Genomic DNA, 24,858 nt, shown 5'->3' with positions numbered 1-24,858 from the left:
AGGGCCCTCACAATTGATACCGACGCATCCGGGTTTGGATGCCGAACAGGTAGATGCAGACGCCCACGAGGATGATTGCGAACATGGCCCCCGCAATAGCCGATCCCATGTGAGGGTCGCCCAATTGCAGTTGGAAGCCAAAGAAGGTGCGATACATGAAAGTGCCCAGAATATCGGTCGAGAAATCCGGCCCCGCCAAAGCGCCTTGCGCTGCGTAAATCAGGTCGAATGCGTTGAAATTGCCAACAAAAGTCAGGATCGAGATGATCCCGATCGAGGGCAGGATCAGTGGCAGTTTGATCTTCCAGAAGGCCGAGGCGCCGGTGATGCCGTCAATCTCTCCGGCCTCTAGGATTTCCTCCGGGATGGTCAGCAGGGCGGCATAGATCAGCATCATCGGTATGCCGACGAACTGCCAGACCGAGATCAGCGCCAGCGTGGTCAGGGCGTATTCTTCTTTCCCCAGCCACGGCGCAAACAGCGATTTCAACCCGATTGCATCCAGCATCGACGGGGCGATACCCCAGATCGGCGACAGGATAAGCTTCCATGCGAAACCCACAATCACAAAGCTGAGGATCGTTGGAATGAAAATCGCCGAGCGGTACAGCGCTGCGAACCGCAGGCGCGGGTGGCTCAGCAGCGCCGCCAGTGCGATCCCGATGGGATTTTGCACCAGCATGTGGATCAGGAAGAACCAGAAGTTATTGCCCAACGCGTTCCAGAATTGTTCGGACCAGACCGGATCGAAAAACAGCGTTTGAAAGTTCTGCAATCCAACGAACACGCGGGTCTGATCGACTTCGGTAAACAGCGCCAGTCGCAGCGTGTTGAACAGAGGAAAGATCATCACTGCCGTATAAACAAGCACGGCGGGTGCCAGAAACACGACGATATGCCAGCGGAAGCGGGGGCGGTTCATGGGGCAGCTTTCAAAGGGGTGTCGGGTATACCCGGGCGGGCATGTCCGCCCGGGTAGGTGTCAGCTTACTGGTGCGGAGCGTACCAGCTGGACAGGCCTTCCTGTAGCTCGGCACCCAGTTCCTCGGGCGACTTGGCGCCCTTGATGGCGGCGACCGAAGCGCCCCAAGTCTCATTTTCAAGGTTCGGCGTGCCGCGCGACAGGATCTGATAGGTCGAGCGGATGGTCGACTCGCATTCCTCACGCCAGCCGACGATTTCCTTGGCCAGCGGGTCCTGCAGTTCGACCGGAGTGCTGGACAGCGGGAAGAACCCGGGCAGCGCATTTCCGAAAATCTCGGCGAACTCGGGGCTTGCGACCCAGGCCAGGAAGGTCTCAGCCGCCTCTGGGTGTTCGGTCGCGGCGTTCATGCCGATGCCGATATCAGTGTGGTCTGAGATATAGCAGGTATCGCCCGCGTTTCGGACCGGTGGCTTGAAGGCGCCCATCTCGAAATCGGCCTGCGTGTTGAAGCCCGAGATTTCCCACGACCCGGCGGGATAGATCGCGGCACGGCCCAGCGTGAAGATGTTCTGGCTGTCGGGATAGGTCTGCGCCTCATACCCGTCGCCCATGTATTCGGCCCAACGGGCAAGGGTCGCATAAGGGGCTGTCCATGCCTCATCGGTCAGTTTCTGTTCGCCCGAAATCAGCGCTTGACGGCCTTCCTCACCCTTCCAGTAGTTCGGACCGATGTTGTTGTAGCCCATCGTGGCGGCTTCCCATTGGTCGTTAGTACCCATGGCCAGAGGGATATAAGTGCCGTCTTCCCTGATCTTGTCGAGGGCGGCAAAGAACTCATCTTCGGTGGTCGGAGCTTCGATGCCCAGTTCGTTGAACGCGTCCTTGTTGTAGATGAAACCATGGATCACCGAGGCCATAGGAACGCAGAAACTAACCGCGCCGTCATCCGTCTGCCACGCCGATTTCGCCACGTCTGAGAAGTTGCCCATCGCCTCGACGCCCGACAAGTCGGTCAGGTGGCCGGCCTCATACAACGCCAGAGAGGCGTCGAACGGGCGGCAGGTGATCAGGTCGCCGGCCGAGCCTGCGTCGAGTTTCGAGTTCAGAACGGCGTTGTATTCCGCCGGGGCCGAGGGGGTGAACTGAATCTTGATGCCAGGATGCGCGGCTTCGAAGGCAGGGATGATCTGGTCCTGCCACAGGGTCAGGTCGTCGTTGCGCCAGCTTTCGATGGTCAGCGTCACGTCCTCGGCAAAGGCGCTTGTGGCCATCAGGGTCGTGCCCAGTAAGGCGAGCTTCAGGCTTCTGTGTGTCATTGTTCTCTCCCGTTTGGTTTTTCGTTGTCAGTCTTGCGCCAATGCGGCGGTCAGTATTCCATTGCAGGCCTGAAGCCGTGTTTCGGCCTGCTCCAGCGACAGGCCTTGCGCAGCGATCAGGATGGCGGGTTTCACTTCTCCGTTTGCTGCATCCAGCGCCTGCTGTGCGGTGTTGATGTCCACATCCGCGATCCGGGCGACGATCCCGGTTGCCCGCGCCCGCAGCTTGTCATTGTCGGCCCGCAGATTGACCATCATCCCGCTATGCACGTGGCCCAACTCAACCGCCATCAACGAGGACAACATGTTGAGCGCGATCTTCTGCGCAGTCCCCGCGCCCATGCGGGTCGAGCCCGAGATCAGTTCGGGCGGCGTGGCCAGAAGGATCGGAATGTCAGCGCCTTGCAGCAGCGGGCTGCCCGCGTTGTTGGCGATGCCGATTAAGGTCGCGTTGCGCGCACGGGCGATCTCCGTGGCCGCCAAGGTAAAGGGCGTGGACCCACTGGCCGACACCGCGATCACCGTGTCGCGCGCGGTTATTGAGCCCAAGGCCTGTTCGAGGCCCTCGGTCGCGTCTTCGGCTCCTCCCGGCATCTGGACGCCGGTTGGCAAACCTCCGGCCATGTGAATACGCAGTTGGGCAGGCGGGATTGAGAACGTGCCGCCCAACTCTTGCGCGTCGGCTGCCGCCATCAATCCTGACGACCCCGCGGCCACGTAGTGCAGCACCCCGTCCGCGCGGATCGTTCCCGCCATGGCCTCGGCGCCACGAGCGATGTGCTCCAGCGCGTCCCGGACGGCGAAAGCCGCCGCAATCTGCCCCTCGGCCAGTGCGCGCGCCGCACTGACCAGATTGCCTGGGGTCAGCTGTGCAGCGTCAGGGTGTAATTGTTCAGTCGGCGGCAGCGTCAAGAGAATCCCCTCGTGTGTTCGCTATACGATACCTATCTAATACCACTTGTCTATATTTTTCTTTCTCCGTGAGATCTTTTTGGCGATTTCAGCGAAAACAGAGCTTGGTGTTGGTTTTTTTGCGGAATAGGGGCTTTCCCAGGTTCAAAAGGTACTATATTGGTATTGTCATGATCGAGTCTCGAAATAGCGCCGTAGTGGCGGTGGATGGCGGCGGAACACGCTGCCGGGTGGCCTGTGAAGTCGATGGAGTGGCCCGTTGCGCTGAAACCGGGGCCGCCAATGTTTCGACCGATTTTGACGGGGCGCTTGCGCAGGTTCGGGCCGGGCTTGATGCTTTGTCACGACAGATCGGGGTTGATGTCGCTGATCTGCGCGGCTGGCCTGCATTTGTCGGCCTTGCAGGCGTCACAGATGATGTCATTGCCGAGCGATTGCGCGATGCGCTGGGCCTGACCTGCGCGCGAGTCGAAGATGACCGCCCTGCCGCCGTGCGCGGCGCGTTGGGCGCGCAGGATGGTTTGATCGCACATTGCGGCACCGGATCTTTCCTTGCGGCTCAGGTGGATGGCGCGATGCGATTTGCCGGGGGCTGGGGGTCGGTTCTTGGAGATGAGGCCTCGGCCCAATGGGTCGGGCGCCGGGCCTTGTCTGAGACGCTTTGCGCCCATGATGGTACACAAGTTCAGACTGGTTTGACGCAAAAGCTGTTGGCCGATTTGCAGGGTACGGCTGGCATCGTGTCTTTCGCCGGGTATGCGACACCTGCGCAGTTTGGGACGCTTGCCCCTGCAGTCACGGCCGCCGCGCAGGCAGGAGATTCCGTTGCCGTGGAAATCCTGCAGGCAGGGGCAGACTATATCGCCGAAACCGCAAAGAGGCTGGGTTGGCAAGCGGGCAGGGCGATCTGTCTGACCGGCGGGATAGCGGGGCAATATGCGCCGTATCTGCCGAAAGAGATGCAATCTGCCCTTCGCCCTCCGAAAGGAGAGCCCCTGACCGGCGCATTGGCCATGGCCAAGGAGGTGCGTCATGAGCATCACTGACTTTCTGCGCGCCGATCAGTGGTTGAGCCCTGAAAAGGGCCCGCGCTATGTCCAGTTGCGGCGCAGGTTGCAAGAAGGGATCGACAACGGGGTCTTGGCCCCGAACTCATCGCTGCCGTCGGAGCGGGAACTGGTTGAGATCACCGACCTGTCGCGCGTCACCATACGCAAAGCGATTCAGGAACTGGTTCAGGACGGTATAATCGAACAGCGCCAGGGGTCAGGTTCGTTCATTCGCGAACGTGTGCCGCGAGTTGAGCAATCACTGACGCATTTGACGTCCTTCACCGAAGACATGTCCAGCCGGGGAATGCGAACAACTTCAAAATGGTTGGAACGCGGTGTCTTTGCGCCAAATCCTGAAGAGGTCGCCGCACTGAACCTGAAAGACGGCGAACAGATTTCCCGTATCTACCGCCTGCGCGAGGCCGATGGCCGTCCGTTGGCCCTGGAACGAGCCGCGCTGCCGTTGGATGTTTTGCCTAACCCAATCGAAGTCACCACCTCACTTTATGAAGTGTTGGACGGATTGGGCCGACGGCCTGTGCGCGCGGTGCAGAAAATTTCGGCCCTCAACCTCGCGGCCATTGAGGCCGAGTTGCTGGATGTTCCCGAAGGGGCAGCGGGGCTGAATATCGAACGGATTTCATTCCTCAAAAACGGACGGGTCGCGGAACTGACCCGATCCCTTTATCGCGGTGACGCCTATGATTTCGTTGCCGAATTGCGGTTGTAACCGGAAAGGCCGGAAAAGTATGTCTGAACACAGCTCGAAAATGCGTCAGGAGATTCTGGAAATTCCTGATGCCGTGGAGCGTTTGCTAAGTCAGGGCGCCACTAACATTCAGGACGCGGCGGCGCTGTTCAAAAACACCGACCCCCGGTTTCTGATCACAGTGGCTCGGGGGTCGTCCGACCATGCATGCCTGTATCTGAAATACGCTGCCGAGTTGTTACTGAACCTGCCTGTGGCTTCAGTTGGACCATCCGTTAGTTCAATCTATGATGTGGATCTTCGGGCTGAGGGGGCGTTGTGTCTGTCTGTGTCGCAGTCCGGGCAAAGTCCGGATATCGTGGGGATGACACGGTCGTTGAAGTCTTCGGGTGGTGTTACCGTTGCCATCACCAATAGTACTGAGTCTAGACTGGCTGAGGTGACGGATGCGGTGCTACCTCTGCATGCGGGGCCTGAGCTTAGCGTCGCGGCAACCAAGACATTTGTTACTTCGCTGGTGGCCGGTCTGTGGATGCTGGCTGAGACCAAGGCGGATGGAGAACTATCTGCCGCGATCCGATCGTTGCCAGAGTATCTGGCGCAGGCCGCGCGATGTGACTGGTCGGCGGCGGCAGAGGCGATCACGGGGCGGTCGTTGTTCACGTTGGGTCGCGGACCGTCTTTTGCAATGTCCAATGAGGCGGCATTGAAGATCAAGGAAACCTGCCAGATACACGCCGAAAGCTATTCAACAGCCGAGGTACTGCACGGGCCAGTTTCAATCGTGGAAGAAGGGTTTCCAACCATCGTCTTCGCAGCTGGGGACGCGGCCGAACTGTCAACGGCTGAGGCGGCTGACGCTCTGGCAGAAAAGGGATCAACGGTGTTTGCTACCACCAATAGGGTGACCCGGGCGCAGGCCTTGCCTGTTACGCGGACTGATCATTGGCTGTCCGACCCCATTGCAACTATCACTTCTTTTTACAGTATGGTCGAAGCCGTGGCGCGTGCGCGCGGAATCGACCCGGACACACCGCGCCATCTGAGAAAGGTGACAGAGACAGTATGACCTCAGGTTCAGCAACGTTCCGCAACGGGGCCCTGTTTGATGGCGGGCGCTTGCATTTTGGTCAGGCCATTGTTTTTCACAACGGTGCGTTGGCTGAACTCGTGCCGGAAGAGCGCGCGAAAAACGAGGGGCTGGTCATTGACCTGAACGGGGATGTCCTGAGCCCCGGATATGTCGATCTGCAAGTTAACGGCGGCGACGGGGTGATGTTCAACGATGACCCTTCGATTGAGACGATCCGACGAATTGCCGAGGCGCATCGCAGGTTAGGTGTTGCGTCTTTGTTGCCGACCCTGATTACCGACACACCCGACAAAACGCAGGCAGCCATCGAGGCCGCCATACATGCCGTGCGTGCCGGTGTTCCGGGCGTGGCCGGCCTGCATCTGGAGGGGCCGCATCTGTCCGTAGCTCGCAAGGGGGCACATGACGGGGCATTGATCCGCCCGATGGAGGATGCGGACTTGGCGGCTCTGATTGCGGCGGCCAGGGAACTGCCGTGCCTGAAGGTGACGATTGCACCCGAATCCGTGTCCGAGCAGCAGGTTAAGGCGTTGTTCGATGCAGGTGTTTTGGTGTCGTTAGGCCATACCAATGCGGATTTTGCGACCTGCCAGCGCTATGCCGCAGCGGGTGCACGTTGTGTGACGCATCTGTTCAACGCCATGAGCCAGTTGGGTAGTCGCGAACCGGGGCTGGTCGGCGCGGCGCTTGCCAATGGCGGTTTGTCGGCAGGTCTTATAGCCGATGGTATCCATGTGCACCCCGAGGTGATGCGCGCTGCATGGGCCTCCAAAACCGCACCCGGTCAAATCTATCTTGTCAGCGATGCCATGGCAGTTGCGGGCACGGATCAGACTGCATTCGAATTGGAAGGCCGCCGAATCTCGCGGACCAACGGCCGGCTGACGCTTGAGGACGGAACGCTGGCCGGGGCCGATCTGGACCTGACCAAAGCCATCCACAATCTTGTCACGCAGGTGGGCGTGCCGCTGCAGGATGCGCTGGCTGCTGCTACGACTTATCCGGCGTCATTGATTGGCCAAAAGGGTGTGCAGCCCTTGCAATATGCGTCGATGATCCGGATTTCGACTGGCCTCGACTCATGCGAATGGCTACCCGATTAGGCCAGAACGGAACCAACATTTGGCACTGTTTGAACTGTTCGAAGGATTGCAGACAGAAATTCTTTTCCATCGTCGAACGGCGCTTGACGGCGTCAGGCGCATCGCTTAAACCGACCTGCGCTGAGCGGGCTTCGTATACTGGCTATTACCTCAGCCTTCCAAGCAATTGCTATGTGTTTCCCAGACATTCCTGTAATTGCCAAGCTATTCATACTATGTATTTATTTGTTTGATGCTCGTTCCTCGAGTTTCCCTGAGTTTCAATTCGTTTCCGACAAAAAGCTGACAAAATGCCAAAGCTCACAGAGACTTTCGCCCGCAAGGTTCCACAGACAAAAAAGGGCACTGCCAAGCACTGGGATAGCGAGGTCAAAGGGCTCGTTCTATTCGTCGGCAAGCTGTCCAAAACCTGGTACTTCCAGAAAGATGTTGGAGGGCAAACCCGGCGGGTTTTAATCGGGCGGTACCCACTGATTTCTGCGGACGTCGCACGACAAACTGCATTGGGTTTTGCGTTGGATTGGGGCAGGGGAGCAGGCAGGCAGCTGCAGATTGGAGCGCCCACTCTTGAGACAGCTATGGAAACTTATCTGGCGCGTCCAAAGCTTCGTTCTGAGGCCCATCGGTCCGGGTTGCGGCAGCAGTTCGAGCTTCATTTGAAAGATTGGCTACGCCTGCCGCTGGATGAGATCACCAAATCCATGGTGGTTGAGCGCCATAGATCGATGGCCGCGACACCGTCTTCTGCAAATCACACCTTGAAGTACTTTCGGACTGTCTGGAACCACGCGCGGCGGGTACATGATCTGCCGGAAAGTCCAACGATGGCCATAGAGTGGTATGAGGAACAACCAAATGGCTCGATCATTGAGGATTTGAACGCATGGCGCGAGGCCGTTGATGAGCTCTCCAACCCGATCCACCGGGTATTCTACGAATTGCTCTTGTTCACAGGCTTTCGCAAAACCGAGGCACTGACGCTCGAATGGAAGAACGTGCAGGAAGATCACATACATTTGCCGATGACCAAGAACGGGCGCAGTTTTGATCTCCCCATATCGCAAGTGCATCACGAGATACTTGCTCCTTTACGGGGCCTTCATCACCAATGGGTCTTCCCCTCTCCGAAGTCACCGAGTGGCCATTTGAAGGGCCCCCAGCGTATGCAATGGTCTATTCATTCCCATCGCCGGACATTCGCGACGGTCGCCATGGAGGCTGGAATATTGGAAGAGATTGTAGGGCGCCTTCTCAATCACACGCCGCTATCAATCACCGGTCAGCGCTACGTGAAGCCGTCGTTAGACGCGCTCAGACCGGCAATGGATACTGTGTGTAGGGAATTGGCCCGCAGGACAAAGTGGAACGCGGTGGATTGTAATGACTAAGCGAGATTGGATTTTGCCTGTCGATCCCGACTTACCTGAATTGGATATGCCATATCCAGAGGAGTGTGATAGTGGACCTAGCGAATTCAATACTGAGTTAATTCGCCTCCTGAGAAAGCACTTTGATAAGTACGAACGCTTTGATGACGAAGACTATGGGTGGTTGGCCCATTACCTAAATTTCGACCAAGCTCATGAACTGGACGAGTTCTGGTCCTCTAAAGAGGTGCTGGAAGACCTCCCTAGGCTCAGAACACGCTTGAACGAAGCAGGAGAAATCTTAGATCGGCTTCCTACGCCCGTCAGTGATGCGTTTCGCATCGGTGCATTGAATAGGGGTGGTTTGCGAAATCAGACCAAAATGGCTGATGTTCGTAACGTCTGGTTTAACGATGCAATTGAAGAAACACCACATTGGAAGGCGATGATGGCCGAAGTAGAGTTCTTCGCGAGACTTCGCTATTTTATTGAATTGATTAAAGATGCTGAAACTGCTGCTGCTCAGGGCAAGCCGGCCGGGAAGAAGGCAATTGAAGCTTGGCGCCTAGTCTCGGCTTGTGTCGGGCTTTGTGAGCGTCACCCAGACACAATCCGAGTTCCTAAAGCAATGAATGAAGGTGGTCCATTCTATCGATTCCTGTGCGATATGTTCGAGGTGTTTGGTATTGAAGAGCTTCCAACGTCGGCATTTAGCGGCTGGAAAAAACATATGGGTCGTTAGAAGGATTCTTTCTTTCTGACGACCCATGACGAAAGCGCCACCTACGCCTTTTTTGTTCCCAGACATACTCAAAGGAGCAAGGCCATGCAGGCGCATTATCTGACAACTCAAGAAGCTGCTCAATACACCGGAATAAGCCAAAGCTATCTCGCAAAACTGCGCATGGGTATCGGTAGCGTTGCGGGACCGAGGTTTATTCGGATCGGTTTACGATCCATCCGCTACAAGCGCTCTGATCTCGATGCGTGGATGATTTCCCGAAGCGAAGGTGTCGGGGGAGAGGGCTAATGGCTCGAACGGCTCCATTTACGAAACTTCGCTACCATTGGAAAAGACGAGTTCAAAACTCAGCTCATCTGGCACCACGAACTAAGCACTTTGCATTGTTCGTCTGCGATCAGTTTGTATCAAAAGCGAATGGTTGTTTCTGGGCCAGAAATACAACGCTTGCCAGCGCGTTTGGCGTTCATGAGCGCAGCATCCAGCGTTATCTTCGGGAACTCGAAGGGTGCGGTTGGATCACGCGTGTTCGTCGACGCGGCGTTCGTCGCACATTTCAGATCAGCGTGCCGCGTGATGCCGAACGCGACACTGAACATGACATAGAAATACGCAAAAGGGCGACAGACCTGTGCCAGAAAGGCGACAAGGTTGTCGCGCACAATAAGAACATAGGAAAGAACATAGAAATCAAGCTCGGTGCGACAGGTGGTGGTGCGTATCATTGGTTCGACGAAAGTGACGCATCTGCTCTTCGTGAATGGGAAGCGTTCGTAGCTGCCAAGACCGCCTTCAATTTTGAGGCGTTGGCGCAATTGCTGAGAAAGGATGGTTCTATTGCTTTGCCGACACGTTTCCCAAAATCCGAAGAAGCAGATCGGTATGTTCGGTTCTTTGGCGAAGTCGTTATCAGCAAAGGACAGAGCATTGGTACTGCATCGTCGCCAACTCGATGAAGGTCTCCTTGGGGGGGCATCAAAAGCCTTCGAGCTCAAAGCAAGGGACCGGTGGGGGTAGTCAGATTTTTTCGCGTGAAAGTTTTAAGGGGGGGACGACGATTCGTACAATAGGGCGGTAAGCAGGCATTCGCTGCATCGAGGGCCAATGTCCGCTACGCGGACGAAGCGGTCATCAATTCTCCTGCGGCGACTATAACAGTTCTAACCGTGAACGAAGTGCACGCTCGCAAAGTGACGGCGCCAGCCCGCCACTTCGGCGGCGATATCGTCGCCCTTAAGACCGCGCGCAATCAGGGAAGCCAGTCTATCGGCGTGATCAGACGTCATGCCCCATCTCACCAACTCAGGCGTACCGATGCGCAGACCATTCATGTCGCCTTCGATTTCCGGCACCGGCAGGCCAATACCGCAAGCTAGGAACCCAGCTTTGCGCAGGGTCCTGGATGCAGCCTGTCCACCGCCAAACCCTTCTGCCAGAACGGCGAATTGATGAGAGGCAGTAAAGCCCTCGCGCCCGGCAAAGACTGGAACACCTTGCGCATCGAGGCCCTGGGCCATTGCGCGGGACATTGCGATCATCTCGGCAGCGTAGTCCTGTCCATATTCGCGCCAATCAAGCATCGTCACAGCAAGAGCAGCTGACTTTGCGGCGTCGAAGTTTGCCGTCATGCCTGGGAATGCGATGGCATCCAAAGCCTTTGCGATCTCCGCATCGTTTGTGACAATCAGCCCTCCAGCAGGACCGCCGAGGCTTTTGTACGTACTCATTGTCATGAAGTGTGCGCCCTCGACCAAGGGGTTACGCCAAGCTTTTCCCGCGATAATCCCGCATTGGTGCGCGGCGTCGAACATCACTTTGGCACTGACTTCATCTGCAATGGCCCGTACTTCTTGGACCGGGTGCTCAAAAAGGTTGAGACTGCCGCCTATAGTGATCAATTTGGGGCGCTCCCTTCGCACAAGTGCGCGCAATTGGTCGAGATCGACGGTGTAGCCATCGGCATCGGTTGGTGCATCTATTGTACGCAGACCAAACAAACCGGCGCATCCTGCGATGTGATGAGTAACGTGCCCACCGATCGATGCCGGCGGTGCAATGATTGTATCACCGGCTTGGCAGGTGGCCATGAAGCCATATAGGTTTGCAATCGCGCCAGAAGGCACGCGGATTTCTGCGAACTTTGCGTCGAAAACTCCCGCGCAAAGCTCTGCGGAGATGACCTCGATCTCTTCGATGGCTTCAAGTCCCATCTCATATTTTTCGCCCGGATATCCAAGCGACGGGCGCGAGCCAATTCCTGAAGACAGCAATGCTTCAGCTCTCGGGTTCATTACATTGGTTGCAGGATTTAGGTTGAAGCATTCTTGCTCGTGGATTTCCCGGTTTCGGCTGGCTAAATGCTCAACCCGATCCAGCAGCGCCTTGGATGAGGTGCGTGAAGTTTCGGTCGCGATCTTCTGGACCAGTGCTTCGCTGTCGGCCGGTACCCAGCTTCTCATTTCTATGGTCATCGCATTTCCCTCCTTGGCTGCACACAGATTGGACAGATTGGAATGACAAGGCAAACCAGTTTTGCTATTTCTGGGCATAGAAAAACTAAGGCAATAATCTATGGCTGTCGCACCACGTCGCCCCAAAGGGCCCCCCCTCAATGCTCTGCGTGCCTTCGAGGCTGCGGCGAGGCTAGAAAGTTTCGTTTCCGCGGCCGAGGAGTTGGGCGTCACAGCCGGCGCGGTATCACAACATATAAAGGCCTTAGAAGGCTGGGCCGGAACTACCTTGTTTGAAAGAGGTGCTCACGGTGTTTCGTTATCCTCCTCAGGTCGCAAGCTAGCAGAAGAGTTCACACATGCCTTTGATCTTCTTGCGGCGGCGACGCAAAGTTTACGAAACCTAGCACCCAACCCCGAAATCCACATTGCAGCTTTGCCATCTATTGCGCAGCTATGGTTACCAGCGCGATTGGGCAAGCTGCGCGAAAAGCGTCCCGACTTGAATGTCTCGGTGACAGCGATGGAGAGGCCTCCCAGCCTGTCGAGAGAACTATTTGATCTGTCGGTTTTCTTTTCCGTCTCGGCTGAAACACCGGATCAGATCGTGCTTGCGGAAGACGAAATCCTCCCCGTTTGTTCACCAAAGATGGCAGATGGTCTCGATCTGGAGGCCGTACAGTTGCTGCACGATCAGACATGGCAAGAGGACTGGTCCATGTGGTCAGAGGCGGCAGGTGTTTCAGTTGGTGATCCCCTAAGGGGTCCACGATATTCGCTCTACGCCCTTGCCGTTGAAGAAGCGAAGTCGGGCGCGGGGGTGCTTATGGGGCACAGTTGCTTGGTTGAGCAGGCGCTTCGGTCTGGGCAACTCAAGAAAGTTTCATCGGAAAGCATCGGAACTGGTCGCGTGTTGGCCCTCGAGCTTCCACATAGATCGAGACGCCATCCTTCGATCGATGAAGTCATTAGTCTACTTCGAGAAGAATGACGGCAGTCTGACGGATGAGACTTGCCGAGATGGGGAGTGCGCCCGCTTTGGGCTCGAAACAGACGTTCGATGCGGCTGGCGCAAATGGCCGCTTTGGGCCGCAGATACTGTTAAGGTGCCTGCTTCGAAGAAGCTTTTTGCTTGCATCTAACAGATACGTGAGATTTCGGGGCTGGAATTAAGAAAACTTTGCCCTCCTGTCAGTCTCAATCCAATACTAAAGCACTTGACGTTGTTGTCGGAGGTTTAGTTGCGATTTAGCGTGGGCATCGCTGTGTCAATTCTGGTGGCTGTGTCCATCGGGGTGTCGACGTTTATCGTCCATTCCCTGTGGTGGACAACAGCGCGCGACAATAGCCGTATGCTTGCGGCTGAAATCAACGGCCAGATTGCAAATACCGTGCGCATTGAAGTGGGCGTGACCCTCAGGTCGGCCGAAGCCGCCTGGGCTGCAGTTCGCACTATCTTTGTTCAGAACGTTATCGCGACACGACAGGCCGACAAGCGAGAGTTTGTTTTTCTATCACAATTGCAAGCGCAGCCGAATATCTCATGGATATTCTTCGGTTGGCCGGACGGGAATTTTTTTGCTTCACATCGTCTGGGTGACGGCGGGCTCGAGATGATTGAAATCGACGAGGATATTCGGGACCGAATGTTACGGAAAGACCGATACATCTTCATTCCCGGCGACATCCAGTTCGAAGAAAGGACATTTACCGAAACATCCTTTGATCCGCGCAAACATGCCTGGTTTGAAAACTTCATGGAACTCAGCTCCGCCGGGTGGATCGAAGCGCGCGATCTTCCGAATAGTGACAAAACCATTTACGCCTTTGCCGGGCCGATAGATGTCAACCGAACGCGGCAAGGGGTTCTGGCCGTTGCGATCGAAACGGACCGTTTGTCACGCTTTCTTGCCACGCTTGCGCCAGGCGAGTTTGGCGCGGCATTTATTCTAAACGCTAATGGCAAGGTCATTGCAGTACCCGACGCAGAAGCGGATGAGATTACTCCGGCGCGCATGGGTGAGGGCAAGCTTTACGAGGCAGCCATGATCTCAGGTGAGAGGTTATTGGCTGACCCCCAAACGAATACCCCAGGCACTTTGACGAACCGTATCGTCATCGACGGCGTACCATATGCGGTGGCGCTGACACCGCTAGGATTCTACGGCTGGCGCGTTGCAACAGTAATACCTGAAGCTGCCTTTCTTTCCGGCATCGATGAAACGCTGATAAACCTGATTTACGTGCTGGTCGTTGTGGTGATCGTCGCGACGGGCTTGGCGATCTGGCTGATCCGCAGAGTCGTGGCAAACCCGTTGGCGCGCATCGCCGAAGACCTTGGCAAAATTGAGCGTTTTGACGTCGAACGTATAGCACGCAGACCCTCCAACCTGTCAGAACTTGCCAATCTTTCTGCAGCGACCGCCAGCATGGCAGCAGGTCTGGCTGCATTCCGAAAATACGTGCCCACTGATCTTGTGCGTATGCTGGTTGCCGAGGGCATCAAGACACAGCCAGGCGGGGAAATGAAGCAGATTTCCGTTCTGTTTTGTGACGTTAAAGGGTTCACCGGTCTGTCCGAAAAACTCGGCCCTAAAATCGTCCAATTGATGGAACCCTTTTACAGCGCGGCCTCCGAGGCGATCACTCAAAACGGTGGCACGATCGATAAGTTCATTGGCGATGCTGTAATGGCGTTTTGGGGGGCACCGCGCAAAGATACCAACCATGCTGAAAATGCCTGCCGCGCAGCGTTGGATCTTGCCGCTGCTGTGGATGCGTCCAAAATTGAAGATGAAACCGGCAACCCGCTGCGCGTTAGGATCGGGCTAAACAGTGGTGAGGCTATCGTCGGAAACATTGGCTCGGAACAACGTCTGAATTACACCGCGATTGGTGATGTCGTAAACGTAGCCAGCCGATTGGAAGGTGCCAACAAAGACTATGGCACGCTGATCCTGATCGGGCAGGAGACGAGACGCCGGGCAGCAGACTCGATAGTGGTCCGGGAACTGGATACGCTTGCAGTGTTCGGACGTACCGAAGAATTAGTCGTCTATGAATTGATCGCGATGCAGGATGCGTTTGATGGATCCGTTGCTTGGATTGAGTTTTATGAACAGGGGCTTGCATACTATCGGGGTGGGCGGTTCGAAAAAGCTTTTGCAGCATTTGAGGCCGCAGACCATGCGAGGAACGGGGATCCCGCCTCAGTCACAATGATGGCCCGCGCTCAACTCCTATTGGACAGGCCACCAACGGAAAGCTGGCGCGCCGTTACAAGAACCAACAAGTACTAGACTGCATTGGATCGGGCTTGGGCGCTCCAATCTCAGTGTTTTACGCAGATTAAATTCCTACTGACTGTGTGCATGAGTGTCAGTGAATTTGACGGCATTTCGGAATAATTCGACAAATCGCATGTTGTGTAAGTTCGGCACGCCGGGGACATCGCAGTTGCAGTCAATTTCCAGATAGTACGCTGCTGGCCCGGCATCGATGCTATTCGTCGAACAACCGCTTACGGGCTGAACTCTTATAGTTTCGGCCCGCGATGGAACGGAACTTGGAGGCCATGATTTAGAGACTGTTGAACCGCAGGGCTAGGATGAAAACGCCAGATCCTTCGTTAGCGGCAGATTTCGCACTCGCTGACCCGTGGCCGCGAAAATCGCGTTCGCAAGGGCCGCGGCGGCAGGTGGAGTTCCCGGCTCACCGGCCCTGCCGATCTAGTGACCGCTTAGGGCCGTGCCTCATCCGAGCAAGACTGAATTATGATCTGATGCTGCAACTGCTCTAATGTCTGCAAGGAGCCCAAAGCTGACTTTTGACGGAGCGCTGGAGCTGCAGCAAATCTATCATCGGCTTATAAGGAAGGTGTCCAGTCTCCAATTCACGTTCTATATTCCGCCAGAGCTTCAGCGAAACACAGACGCATGCTCAACGCTTGATTTGGCCCGATCTGGTTGCATCGCCTGAGCTGGGTATTGATGACAGCTTGAGCGCGTTGCTGGCAAGAGGACGAATTACCTTCGCCGAAGACAGCCGAGTCTGATACCATTCAATAGCCAATAATACAGCTATGCCCGACCGAGCCTCCGGAGGTATGATTTTGAGATGGCTGCTTTTTCTCCTTCTCGCGCCAGTCGTGATGACCGTTTCAGCCAATGCTGAGACAGATGTAGAACTGGAGCTCGTATTGCTGGCCGATGCATCATCTAGCATCCGAGGAGATGAATTTGACCTCCAGATAGGAGGTTATGCACGGGCCTTTCGCGATCCGCTGGTGGTGCAGGCGATAGAGGACCTTGGTGGGAATGGCATTGCCATCACGTTTGTTCAGTGGAGTGCAACTTTTCAGCAATTCGATATTGTACCATGGCGGAGAGTTCATGACGCGGAAAGTGCAGCAGCATTTGCTGAGGCGATTGAACGCCAAGCGCGTCAGGTCGTCAGCTTTGGAACAGCAATGGGCAGTGCCATCGACTATGGTGGAAACCTTTTTCGTCGTAATGCGTTTCGAAGCAAACGGAAGGTGATCGACATTACGTCGGATGAGCACTCTAACCAGGGTCGGCATCCCCGCAACGTGCGCGACGCTATCGTGGAGCAGGGTATCACAATTAATGGTCTTGCGATCCTTGATGACAGTTTTGAACTGGAAGCCTATTTCAGAGACGCTGTGATTGGTGGGCATGGCAGTTTCGTTGTTTCTGTCGACACTTATGCGGATTTCGCATGGGCCATTCGCCTGAAGCTGATGCATGAAATTAGTGGCGAACCAATTTCGTAAATAAAGTTATTCATAGAAGATGATTTACCGGACGCCCGGGAGCCTTCTTTTTTTGAACTCACGAATGTCCGTTCTGAGCCCCAAAGCGGACAACAGGATACTTCCCATTTCTCAGCCACGTTTGCGGAGTTTATTCAGCCGTTAATTCGACGGGTCTTACTGGTTAGCCACAGCTTCGAGATGCTTCAGGTATGCTGCAAGCTGCAATAGTTCTTCTTCATTAAGTTTGATCGTCCACATCATTGGTGAGGCCATAATCGCAACCCTGATTTCCTCAGCGGATTTTCCTTGAATGCTCCTTTCCGCCATGAAGGACTTGCCTTCTTCCACAGCGGTTCCATCAGCTGCATGGCATCGTCTGCAGCCAACTCTATGGGTTTCAGCTTCGTATATTGCTTTCCCAGCTGCGGTTTGCGGATCAAGTTCCTGACCAATGCCGTTCGAAGGTAAAGTGAACACCATGGCAAAGATTGTTATTCGCATGGGGCAATTGAGCATCAGGCGTCTCCTCCCAATCATGCAATGTTAACATATTTTTGGGTTGAAAGCATCGAGCGGCGGCTTTGTCCCGCAAAGCGCTCGCCATCTCAAATCTGACAAATGACCGCTCAGAGCCCCTAGGTGTCATGAACCATGTGACTCAGAATTATGCTAATATGTCGGGGATCAAGATTTTTTAGCCCAATGGAGAAGCTGATGAAGTTCTTTTGTCTTTGGCTGGTTCTCACCTTTTCACTTGGTACTCAATTCACGCTAGCTGACGCCGGAGAAGTTGCGGATGCAGCACGCTCCGGCGACGTCGACAAACTTGTCGAATTGTTGGACGGTGGGGCGCCTGTTGATGAGGCTGGAGCAGCCCATCCTCTGCATTTTGCTAGTATGTCCGGACAGTTCGAAGCTGCGAGAATATTGATCGAACGTGGAGCTAACGTCGATGCTGATTCCGCTCTGGGGACGCCGCTGAGCGTCGCTGCTGGTCGCAAGCACACTGACATCGTTGAGCTACTTCTGACACATGGTGCGGACCCAACCGCTGTTGGCGGGCGAGATCAACGGACACCACTGCATGCTGCCGCTCACGCAGGTGCAATTGATGTGGTACGCATTCTTCTCGACAACGGTGTTGATCCGGATGCACGCACGAAGTTTGGTGAACCCGCATTGCACCTGGCCGTAAAGCGCAATCATATAGAGGTGTCGGAACTGTTGCGTGCCGCATCAAACTGGACACCGCCGCCTCCACCGAGTGATGCAGACCTGTCCGCCATAGACGCGCAGACTAGGCGCGATGCAGTGGATGTGTGTGATGTCTGTCATTCCCTTGACAGCAATGAATTTCGCAATGGGCCGCCGTTGCCAAACGTCTTTGGAAGGTCGATTGCTGGGGTCGAAGGGTTTAACTATTCCGAGGCCATGAAATCTGTAGGTGGGGTTTGGGATGCGGCCACACTCAACGCCTTCCTGTTCGACCCGAAAATGGCAATTCCCGGAAATACTATGGGGGCGAGCGGTGACGACTTAAAGGTTGCGGATCAGACGACACGATGGGCTATTATCGCTTTTCTAAAGGAGCGTAATTAGTCCGAAAGTAATACGTTGGGAAGGTCCGCTTTGTCCGCATAGTGGTCATTCAGACGGAACGCAGCGCACGGCCGCTCTGAGCCAAATCAGGCGTTCATTGCGTTACCCAGAACAGCCAGATTGCGCGACTATCTGAATTTGCATAGGGGCGCACAATGACGGCGAGAATGACTGTTTAATACCTATCAGGCATTTTTGCTGATCACGGCTGAAACCTTGTTATAACAGCGGTTCCCGGGGAAGTCGGTCCATTCATTGCTCGAAGTTCATCGCTAGCCTCTTCCAATCGGATTTCTCTGGCGACCATTGGCTTGATATCCAATTCGCCACGTTCGATCATTCCTAGAAGTCGGGGGTATTTCCATGAAGGCATACCACGAGTGCCGAAAAACGAGAGTTGTTTGGAATAGACTGCACGCATGTTCACCTGCATCTGGCCGTCGCCCGACGGCATACCAATTTGCACGTGTCGACCGAGGATAGCGAGACACTCTAAGGATGCGTTCGTCGTTGTTTCGATCCCCAGCGCTTCTATGGAAACCTGTGCTCCTCCATCCGTGATATCTCGGATCGCTGCTGCGGCGTCTTCTTTGCTGGCATTTACTGTGGCGTCCGCGCCGTTGAGCGTTGCATGCTCAAGTTTCTCTTCAACCACATCCACTACGACAACTCGGCATCCAAGCATTTTTGCCAATAGAAGAACGGACAAGCCAATCCCTCCTGTTCCGTGGACAGCCACCCATTCACCAGCTGCGACATCTGCACGGTCTGTCAAAGCATGCCAAGCAGTGGTTACACGACAACCGAGCCCTGCCGCCAAGGCAGGGGACAGCGTTTCTGGCAAGTGAACCAAGTTGTGGTCAAAAGGCACTGCAACGTATTCTGCATAGGCACCTGGCGTTCCAAATCCAGGAACGATTTGGTTAGCACAAGTGTTTGATACGCCTGTTTGACAAGCGTTGCAGCTGCCGCACCCCAAGATGAATGGCGCTATGAGTCGGTCACCAACATTGTGCTTCGCTTGAGGCCCTGCCTCTACCACAGTTCCACAGTATTCGTGCCCTAAGGTGGAGCCATTTTGAACTTTGGGGTGTGCACCAGACCATCCATGGTAATCCGAGCGGCATACGCCACAGGCAGCGACCTCCAGGACCACTCCATTGTCTGGGCAGGTTGGATCCGGGACCGTCTCAATCGAAAGGTCTTCACAAAACTCTCTTACGACTGCAGCTCGCACTTTGCGCTCCTAAAGATTTGGTTTCTTTGATCGAGCAATTTGGTTCGGTCGAGACTAAACAGGTCTATCGCCTTTCACGGTCACACGTCGGCCTTTACGCTCTGCGGGCCAATAGTCCCAGATCGCACGATGCATACAGCACCGGTTGTCCCAAAAGGCCATGTCGTTAAGCGACCACCTGAACCGGATTTGATAGTTGATTTGTTCCGCATGCTCGAAAAGCATGTCGAGGATCGCATCGCTTTCCTTATCCGACAAGCCCACAATCTTTGTCGTAAAAGTTCGGTTCACAAATAGCGATTTCCGGCCCGTTTCCGGATGAGTTCTAACAATCGGATGAACTGCTTCGGGACAATCAATATCGCTGTCTTTTTGTCCCCGGTCGCTATAGCGGCCTTTGTAGATATGATCTGAACTATGAAGTGCAGATAACCCGTTGATCATATCTTTTATCGGTTCAGAAAGATCGTCGTAGGCCGCATACATATCACTGAACATAGTGTCCCCGCCACAGGGAGGGGCGATATGGATTTGAAGCATAGTTCCAAGAGGAGGCGTCTCGTCGCAAGAGACGTCAGAGTGCCAGAACTCACCGTTTGCTACCTTGGAATTTTTGGTTGCATGGATTTCGAAAATTTCTGGATATCCTTCCATTGTTGGGGCCGCGGGGTGCGCATGAAGCGGTCCAAAGCGTTTGCCAAATTCAATGTGCTGCGCAGGCGGAATTTCTTTCTGCTCTTTGAAAAACAACACTTGGTAGGTGTGAAAAGCGTCGCAGACCTCCGCAAACTGATCGTCTGGCACAGGCTGGCTCAAATCGACTCCGTAGATCTCGGCCCCAAGGTTTGGAGCGAACGGTTTGGCAACGAGGGAATTATAGGCGTTGGGTTTTGGAGCAACCATAAGCACCTCAGGGTTTGGTTTCGTTAGGCGTGCTATGCGCAAGGTACACATCAACAAAAATGAACAAAAACGAAAATTCTTTGACTAATCGGTGAAAAACTTTCACATATCGATCACGGTTCAGGCGGTAGTGAGGTTATCGGAATGAGCATTCGGTCACTGCGAACACTAATCGCAGTTCATCGACATGGTAGCTTCCGTGCCGCGTCAGAGGCGGAGCATCTAACTCCTTCGGCGGTCAGTCACCAGATGCGGAATCTGGAGGTCACGTTGGGGCTCGTTTTATTTGACCGATCGGCCAAATCACCCAAACTGACCCATACCGGGCTAACGTTCGTCGGAGAGGCCGCTGCGGTGGTGGCCGCTTATGACGGTTTGGCGGAAAGGGCGAGGTCGAACAACGAACTCTCTGGCGAAATAACTTTGGGTGCAGTTCCAACGACCCTGACTGGATTGGTGCCGATTGCGTTAGCGAGGCTAAAATCCGTGCATCCAGATATCCGTGTGAGAATTGTTCCAGGTTTGACCAATCAGCTTTTGCTGCAGTTAGACCGCGGGCAGGTTCAAGCGGCGATCATTTCCCGACCAGACGTTCTGCCAAACACGTTGGAATTCTCTGAAATTGTATCCGAAAAATTGGTCCTACTTGTCTCGGAAAACACCCCAGATTTACCTCCGAAAGAACTGCTTGGTGCGTCACCGTTCATTCGTTTTACGCGTGATGCGGTTGTAGGAAGGCAAATCGAGACTTGGCTGCAAAGAAAGGGCATTGAAGTCAAAGACGCCATGGAACTAGAGGGCCTTGAAGCAATCTCAAGTATGGTGGCCGCTGAACTTGGCGTATCAATCATACCTGACAGCCGCTTAACTGCATATGACCACTTGCGGCTCAAAAGGATCCCCCTTGAACAGAACGGACCTAAGCGCATTGTTGGCCTGGCAAGTATGACGGCGTCGCCTCACACCAAAATGATCGAGGCAGTTACGGCGGCGCTATTGGAAGCAGCGGATAGCCAACGGGTTTACCTGTGAGTTGGCACTACGATAGGTATCCACAAGATGTTTTTGATCATTAGAAATAAGACAACTGGAAGTCAAAATTGGACTTGGTTCTGTGATTGGCATGCGGCGTGGAGAAAAACAGCTTCAAGCCCATAGCGAAAAATCATCCGATGTCGTTGTGCCCTTCTACAGAGTATCTCTGCCACTAGCCAAAGCAAAATTCAGAGATGGTGAGGCAACGTACGGCCGGAAAAACAGTATTGACGCTCTAAATCTGCACTCTAATTCGTTTGCTACCCTTGCAAAAAGCAGACTGCGTTTGTGATCTAACAATTTACCTTTACGGTCACCTGCGGTCCAAGAGTAAGGTACCCACGTTGCTGGTTCGTTGGTAGTGAGTGACGTTGAGCCAGCTTAGTCTGCACGGCTTTAAACGCTGTCTGAGCGGGGCCTTGCGTACGCTAAACTATCCCCAATTCGGCCTCGCGAGGTTTCAGACACCGATTGAGGGGTTCCCGATGGAACATTGGACCGGCCATCCAACCAACGCTGTCGGACGTCTGTTTCAAGCCCGAATTGACCTTGAGCTCTGACGTTTTCTGCTGATGAAACGTCCAAAAGTATCCATCTAAAAAGCACCATATTCTTATGCTTCGGGAGGTTAGGAGAAAAAACGAATGTCGACCCGTGGGTATTGTCTGTGTAAAAAAACAAGTTGGGTCTACCACGGTAATCAAACATGGTCATGCTATTGCCACTGCGATGACTGCCGTCGGAATTGCGCCGCGCCGGTAGTAGCTTGGTTCGGTGTGCCGATAGAAAACTTTGAATGGACCGGTGCTAAACCCCGCACTTATGAAAGCTCCAAAGGTGTTTTCAGGCACTTTTGTGGAACTTGCGGGTCACCAATTGGGTTTGAAGCCGATCACTATCCAGGTGGTATGCACCTCTATGCTGCGTCGCTCGAAAACCCGGAAAATTTCGAACCGACTTTTCACGTTAACAAGCAAAGCAAGTTGCCTTGGCTTCAAATGACTGATCATCTCGACGCCTTTGAAGGCACATTATTACACACCCCTAACGACCCAGACGGATATCAGTAGATTGCGAAGCCACCGGATTTTCAAATGGCAGCTTCCGTCCGCAATGGGGAACTTCGAACAGTTCCGATTGGAACAAGGACACTTTGATTGTTCGGTTGCTTCTATTAGAAAATTGACAGCTTACTTTTCGGCCAAACTCCATTACTTGCCTGCGATTCAGCTGCAGATTTTTTTTCAACAAAGGTCAGTTGCCCGAAAAAAAACAAATCCTCTATTGACCGCAAATTCGGGATGAAATACACCCGCTCGAGCTGAGCGGGCGTCGTATACTGGCTATTACCTCAGCCTTCCAAGCTGATGAAGCGGGTTCGATTCCCGCCGCCCGCTCCAAGAACTTTTCTCCGACATATAACCTGCAAAAAGGCTTCACATAGTATAATAATTCGTTGAAAGAGTTGCGAAAATAGCGAATAAGACACTTGCCTTCCAAGCTGATGAAGCGGGTTCGATTCCCGCCGCCCGCTTCAAGTCAGCCCCAAAATTCTGCGTCAAATGGCCCTGAGATGGGTTCAATTAACGATGCGCAGCTTGACCCGGCCTTTCGCTGCCGCCAAGAAGCGGGCTACGAATGCGAACATAAGTTAAGGGCCAAGCATGGCAAGAAGAGCCTCAGCCAGTCCAGCACAGCAATCCGCGCCAGGTGCTACCGAAGAGCGCGCCGGATCCAAGAAGATTGGCGTTCTGGCGTCACTCTGGCCGTTCATGCGGCCCTACCGGTTGCTGATGATCGGTGCGACGCTGGCACTGGTTCTGACCGCCAGCATGACGCTGACGCTGCCGCTGGCCGTGCGCCGTGTGGTCGATAATTTCCGCATCGAAGATGGCGAACTGCTGGATTGGTACTTTCTGGCCGCGCTGGGCATCGCTGCGGTTTTGGCTTTGGGTACCGGTTTGCGCTATGCGCTGGTGACCCGGCTGGGCGAACGCGTAGTGGCCGATATCCGCAAGGCGGTGTTTGACCGCGTGATTGGCATGAGCCCCGAGTTTTATGAACGTATCATGACCGGCGAGGTCCTGAGCCGGATCACCACCGACACGACTCTGATCCAGTCGGTGCTGGGCTCGTCCGTGTCCATCGCACTTCGCAACATGCTGTTGTTCCTTGGCGGGTTGGTGCTGATGCTGCTGACCTCGGCCAAGCTGACCGGGATGGTGATGCTGCTGATCCCGATCGTGGTCGTGCCGATTCTTTTGCTGGGGCGGCGTCTGCGCGTGATCAGCCGGGAAAACCAGGACTGGATCGCAGCGTCTTCTGGTAACGCGGGCGAGGCGCTGAGCGCGGTGCAAACGGTGCAGGCCTTCACTCACGAACAGGCCAGTCGCAAGCAATTCGATGACATGACCGAGACCTCATATGTCGTCTCGCTGCGCCGCATTCAGACCCGCGCGGTTCTGACAGTCATCGTGATTTTCCTGGTTTTCACCGGCATTGTCGGCGTGCTGTGGATGGGCGCGAATGACGTCCGCAACGGCGTAATGACCGAAGGGGTGCTGATTCAGTTTGTGATCTACTCGATCATCATGGCTGGATCGGTGGCGGCCCTGTCGGAGATTTGGAGCGAGTTGCAGCGCGCTGCCGGCGCAACCGAGCGATTGGTTGAACTTCTGAATACGCAAGACACCGTCAACGATCCGGTCAACCCGGAAGCGCTGCCGTCACCCGTACGAGGTGAGATTCGTTTTGAAGACGTGACCTTCAGCTATCCTTCGCGCCCCGATGTAGTTGCGCTTGAGCATCTCACGTTGCAGGTGAACCCCGGCGAGACAGTGGCCTTTGTCGGCCCTTCGGGCGCGGGTAAGACAACCGTCATCCAGATGATCCAGCGGTTCTATGATCCGGCCTCGGGGCAGGTCATGCTGGACGGTGTAGACCTGCGTGACATTGACCGGGCCGAATTCCGCCGTCACATGGCGTTGGTGCCGCAAGACCCCAACATTTTTGCCACCTCTGCCCGTGAAAACATCCGCTTTGGCCGTTTGGACGCCTCGGATGCCGAGGTTGAGGCCGCCGCCCGTGCCGCTGCAGCGCATGACTTCATCTCCGCTTTGCCCGAAGGCTATGACAGTTTCGTCGGTGAGCGCGGCGTGATGCTGTCGGGTGGACAGAAACAGCGCATCGCCATCGCTCGCGCGATCCTGCGTGATGCGCCGGTTCTTCTGCTGGACGAGGCGACCTCGGCGCTGGATGCAGAAAGCGAACGGGCAGTGCAGGGCGCCGTTGACCAGATGCGCGCAGGCCGCACCACGCTGATCGTGGCGCACCGTCTGGCGACGGTGAAAAAGGCCGACCGGATCGTGGTGATGGAGGCTGGCCGCATCGTGGCGCAGGGCACTCATGACGATCTGGTGGCACAGGATGGCCTCTATGCCCGTCTGGCGCGCCTGCAATTCACCGATGGCATAGCCGCCGAATAAAGTGACGCTGGGGCAAAACTGCTAAGTCCGCAGCGTCATTCTACCTCTTTGGTGTCTTCACAGCTAAGGCCTTTCTTGAACCTGCGCGGTTTTGCTTCCATCTTGGCTGTGGATACAAAACCCGCGCTGGACACGGGAGAGATAAGGGAGGAACCA

22 protein-coding genes, 1 tRNA gene and 1 pseudogene are annotated in these 24,858 nt (G+C 54.9%); 16 read left to right on the top strand and 8 right to left on the bottom strand.

All coding sequences use genetic code 11. The annotated features are described in order from the left end of the window. Positions 1-7: 7 nt before the first annotated feature. The 3 genes from GOW98_RS10845 to GOW98_RS10835 form a co-directional block, all read right to left on the bottom strand. A complete protein-coding gene (locus GOW98_RS10845; RefSeq protein ID WP_170331836.1) occupies positions 8-922 on the bottom strand; it encodes a carbohydrate ABC transporter permease in 915 nt (304 codons plus the stop codon). Between the two features lie 65 nt (positions 923-987). Beyond that, entirely contained in the window at positions 988-2,241 is a 1,254-nt protein-coding gene (locus GOW98_RS10840) for an ABC transporter substrate-binding protein (RefSeq protein ID WP_170331833.1), read from the bottom strand. 27 nt (positions 2,242-2,268) lie between these two features. After that, complete coding sequence (locus GOW98_RS10835) at positions 2,269-3,153, bottom strand: N-acetylmuramic acid 6-phosphate etherase (RefSeq protein ID WP_170331831.1); 885 nt, start codon at positions 3,151-3,153, stop codon at positions 2,269-2,271. Positions 3,154-3,323: 170 nt separating this feature from the next. Here GOW98_RS10835 and GOW98_RS10830 point away from each other — a divergent pair, with 170 nt between their 5' ends. From GOW98_RS10830 to GOW98_RS10795, 8 genes are all read left to right on the top strand, one after another. Continuing rightward, a complete protein-coding gene (locus GOW98_RS10830; protein WP_170331829.1) occupies positions 3,324-4,199 on the top strand; it encodes a BadF/BadG/BcrA/BcrD ATPase family protein in 876 nt (291 codons plus the stop codon). Beyond that, entirely contained in the window at positions 4,186-4,935 is a 750-nt protein-coding gene (locus GOW98_RS10825; RefSeq protein WP_170331827.1) for a GntR family transcriptional regulator, read from the top strand. The genes GOW98_RS10830 and GOW98_RS10825 overlap by 14 nt, the downstream gene beginning before the upstream one ends. Before the next feature lie 19 nt (positions 4,936-4,954). Further along, the gene (locus GOW98_RS10820; RefSeq protein ID WP_170331826.1) at positions 4,955-5,983 is read left to right on the top strand and encodes an SIS domain-containing protein; all 1,029 of its coding nucleotides are present in this window, start codon (positions 4,955-4,957) and stop codon (positions 5,981-5,983) included. Further along, entirely contained in the window at positions 5,980-7,110 is a 1,131-nt protein-coding gene (gene nagA / locus GOW98_RS10815; protein WP_170331824.1) for an N-acetylglucosamine-6-phosphate deacetylase, read from the top strand. The genes GOW98_RS10820 and nagA overlap by 4 nt, the downstream gene beginning before the upstream one ends. Before the next feature lie 290 nt (positions 7,111-7,400). Then, entirely contained in the window at positions 7,401-8,498 is a 1,098-nt protein-coding gene (locus GOW98_RS10810; protein ID WP_170331822.1) for a tyrosine-type recombinase/integrase, read from the top strand. Continuing rightward, the gene (locus GOW98_RS10805) at positions 8,491-9,219 is read left to right on the top strand and encodes a hypothetical protein (RefSeq protein ID WP_170331820.1); all 729 of its coding nucleotides are present in this window, start codon (positions 8,491-8,493) and stop codon (positions 9,217-9,219) included. Before GOW98_RS10810 ends, GOW98_RS10805 begins: the two co-directional genes overlap by 8 nt. Positions 9,220-9,303: 84 nt before the next feature. After that, entirely contained in the window at positions 9,304-9,507 is a 204-nt protein-coding gene (locus tag GOW98_RS10800; RefSeq protein WP_170331818.1) for a helix-turn-helix transcriptional regulator, read from the top strand. Continuing rightward, entirely contained in the window at positions 9,507-10,175 is a 669-nt protein-coding gene (locus GOW98_RS10795; protein WP_170331817.1) for a helix-turn-helix domain-containing protein, read from the top strand. Before GOW98_RS10800 ends, GOW98_RS10795 begins: the two co-directional genes overlap by 1 nt. A gap of 204 nt (positions 10,176-10,379) precedes the next feature. Here GOW98_RS10795 and glyA read toward each other — a convergent pair whose 3' ends face one another. Next, positions 10,380-11,690, bottom strand: a complete 1,311-nt coding sequence (glyA, locus tag GOW98_RS10790) for a serine hydroxymethyltransferase (RefSeq protein WP_170331815.1) — start codon at positions 11,688-11,690, stop codon at positions 10,380-10,382. A gap of 100 nt (positions 11,691-11,790) precedes the next feature. Between glyA and GOW98_RS10785 the strand changes: the two genes are divergently transcribed. The 3 genes from GOW98_RS10785 (at position 11,791) to GOW98_RS10775 (ending at position 16,461) form a co-directional block, all read left to right on the top strand. Next, the gene (locus GOW98_RS10785) at positions 11,791-12,660 is read left to right on the top strand and encodes a LysR family transcriptional regulator (protein ID WP_170331813.1); all 870 of its coding nucleotides are present in this window, start codon (positions 11,791-11,793) and stop codon (positions 12,658-12,660) included. 250 nt (positions 12,661-12,910) lie between these two features. Beyond that, the gene (locus tag GOW98_RS10780) at positions 12,911-14,968 is read left to right on the top strand and encodes an adenylate/guanylate cyclase domain-containing protein (protein ID WP_217359513.1); all 2,058 of its coding nucleotides are present in this window, start codon (positions 12,911-12,913) and stop codon (positions 14,966-14,968) included. 851 nt (positions 14,969-15,819) lie between these two features. Next, a complete protein-coding gene (locus GOW98_RS10775) occupies positions 15,820-16,461 on the top strand; it encodes a DUF1194 domain-containing protein (RefSeq protein WP_170331811.1) in 642 nt (213 codons plus the stop codon). Positions 16,462-16,617: 156 nt separating this feature from the next. Here GOW98_RS10775 and GOW98_RS10770 read toward each other — a convergent pair whose 3' ends face one another. Further along, entirely contained in the window at positions 16,618-16,959 is a 342-nt protein-coding gene (locus GOW98_RS10770; protein ID WP_170331809.1) for a c-type cytochrome, read from the bottom strand. A 186-nt stretch (positions 16,960-17,145) separates the two neighbouring features. On the opposite strand from GOW98_RS10770, the gene GOW98_RS10765 reads away from it, so the two are divergent. Then, the gene (locus GOW98_RS10765; RefSeq protein ID WP_170331807.1) at positions 17,146-18,042 is read left to right on the top strand and encodes an ankyrin repeat domain-containing protein; all 897 of its coding nucleotides are present in this window, start codon (positions 17,146-17,148) and stop codon (positions 18,040-18,042) included. Between the two features lie 202 nt (positions 18,043-18,244). On the opposite strand, the gene GOW98_RS26260 is transcribed toward GOW98_RS10765, so the two are convergent. The 3 genes and pseudogenes from GOW98_RS26260 to GOW98_RS10755 form a co-directional block, all read right to left on the bottom strand. Next, positions 18,245-18,751 (bottom strand): zinc-binding dehydrogenase, encoded by a 507-nt coding sequence (locus GOW98_RS26260; protein ID WP_367646833.1) that lies wholly within the window; start codon positions 18,749-18,751, stop codon positions 18,245-18,247. A 138-nt stretch (positions 18,752-18,889) separates the two neighbouring features. Further along, positions 18,890-19,198: pseudogene (locus GOW98_RS26255) on the bottom strand (alcohol dehydrogenase catalytic domain-containing protein); the annotation flags it as partial. A gap of 135 nt (positions 19,199-19,333) precedes the next feature. Beyond that, positions 19,334-20,182 (bottom strand): TauD/TfdA dioxygenase family protein, encoded by an 849-nt coding sequence (locus tag GOW98_RS10755; protein WP_170331803.1) that lies wholly within the window; start codon positions 20,180-20,182, stop codon positions 19,334-19,336. A 144-nt stretch (positions 20,183-20,326) separates the two neighbouring features. Here GOW98_RS10755 and GOW98_RS10750 point away from each other — a divergent pair, with 144 nt between their 5' ends. The 4 genes from GOW98_RS10750 (at position 20,327) to GOW98_RS10735 (ending at position 24,702) form a co-directional block, all read left to right on the top strand. After that, the gene (locus GOW98_RS10750; RefSeq protein WP_170331801.1) at positions 20,327-21,214 is read left to right on the top strand and encodes a LysR family transcriptional regulator; all 888 of its coding nucleotides are present in this window, start codon (positions 20,327-20,329) and stop codon (positions 21,212-21,214) included. Positions 21,215-21,861: 647 nt separating this feature from the next. Beyond that, the gene (locus GOW98_RS10745) at positions 21,862-22,287 is read left to right on the top strand and encodes a GFA family protein (protein WP_174823076.1); all 426 of its coding nucleotides are present in this window, start codon (positions 21,862-21,864) and stop codon (positions 22,285-22,287) included. Positions 22,288-22,542: 255 nt separating this feature from the next. Then, a tRNA-Gly gene (locus GOW98_RS10740) sits at positions 22,543-22,617 on the top strand. A 264-nt stretch (positions 22,618-22,881) separates the two neighbouring features. After that, positions 22,882-24,702 (top strand): ABC transporter transmembrane domain-containing protein, encoded by a 1,821-nt coding sequence (locus GOW98_RS10735; protein WP_170331799.1) that lies wholly within the window; start codon positions 22,882-22,884, stop codon positions 24,700-24,702. Positions 24,703-24,858: the final 156 nt, after the last annotated feature.

It is taken from the genome of Ruegeria arenilitoris (assembly GCF_013032445.1).
Classification (GTDB): domain Bacteria; phylum Pseudomonadota; class Alphaproteobacteria; order Rhodobacterales; family Rhodobacteraceae; genus Ruegeria; species Ruegeria arenilitoris_F.
Note: the sequence above shows the minus strand (reverse complement) of the source record. Positions and strands in the feature narration are given on the sequence as shown.

Bases quoted from the DNA above. Each gene is read 5' to 3' on its own strand.
- GOW98_RS10845 (WP_170331836.1), bottom strand. From the start codon at position 922: ATGAACCGCCCCCGCTTCCGCTGGCATATCGTCGTGTTTCTGGCACCC.
- GOW98_RS10840 (WP_170331833.1), bottom strand. From the start codon at position 2,241: ATGACACACAGAAGCCTGAAGCTCGCCTTACTGGGCACGACCCTGATG.
- GOW98_RS10830 (WP_170331829.1), top strand. From the start codon at position 3,324: ATGATCGAGTCTCGAAATAGCGCCGTAGTGGCGGTGGATGGCGGCGGA.
- GOW98_RS10825 (WP_170331827.1), top strand. From the start codon at position 4,186: ATGAGCATCACTGACTTTCTGCGCGCCGATCAGTGGTTGAGCCCTGAA.
- GOW98_RS10820 (WP_170331826.1), top strand. From the start codon at position 4,955: ATGTCTGAACACAGCTCGAAAATGCGTCAGGAGATTCTGGAAATTCCT.
- nagA (WP_170331824.1), top strand. From the start codon at position 5,980: ATGACCTCAGGTTCAGCAACGTTCCGCAACGGGGCCCTGTTTGATGGC.
- GOW98_RS10810 (WP_170331822.1), top strand. From the start codon at position 7,401: ATGCCAAAGCTCACAGAGACTTTCGCCCGCAAGGTTCCACAGACAAAA.
- GOW98_RS10805 (WP_170331820.1), top strand. From the start codon at position 8,491: ATGACTAAGCGAGATTGGATTTTGCCTGTCGATCCCGACTTACCTGAA.
- GOW98_RS10800 (WP_170331818.1), top strand. From the start codon at position 9,304: ATGCAGGCGCATTATCTGACAACTCAAGAAGCTGCTCAATACACCGGA.
- GOW98_RS10795 (WP_170331817.1), top strand. From the start codon at position 9,507: ATGGCTCGAACGGCTCCATTTACGAAACTTCGCTACCATTGGAAAAGA.
- glyA (WP_170331815.1), bottom strand. From the start codon at position 11,690: ATGACCATAGAAATGAGAAGCTGGGTACCGGCCGACAGCGAAGCACTG.
- GOW98_RS10785 (WP_170331813.1), top strand. From the start codon at position 11,791: ATGGCTGTCGCACCACGTCGCCCCAAAGGGCCCCCCCTCAATGCTCTG.
- GOW98_RS10775 (WP_170331811.1), top strand. From the start codon at position 15,820: ATGACCGTTTCAGCCAATGCTGAGACAGATGTAGAACTGGAGCTCGTA.
- GOW98_RS10770 (WP_170331809.1), bottom strand. From the start codon at position 16,959: ATGCTCAATTGCCCCATGCGAATAACAATCTTTGCCATGGTGTTCACT.
- GOW98_RS10765 (WP_170331807.1), top strand. From the start codon at position 17,146: ATGGAGAAGCTGATGAAGTTCTTTTGTCTTTGGCTGGTTCTCACCTTT.
- GOW98_RS10755 (WP_170331803.1), bottom strand. From the start codon at position 20,182: ATGGTTGCTCCAAAACCCAACGCCTATAATTCCCTCGTTGCCAAACCG.
- GOW98_RS10750 (WP_170331801.1), top strand. From the start codon at position 20,327: ATGAGCATTCGGTCACTGCGAACACTAATCGCAGTTCATCGACATGGT.
- GOW98_RS10745 (WP_174823076.1), top strand. From the start codon at position 21,862: ATGTCGACCCGTGGGTATTGTCTGTGTAAAAAAACAAGTTGGGTCTAC.
- GOW98_RS10735 (WP_170331799.1), top strand. From the start codon at position 22,882: ATGGCAAGAAGAGCCTCAGCCAGTCCAGCACAGCAATCCGCGCCAGGT.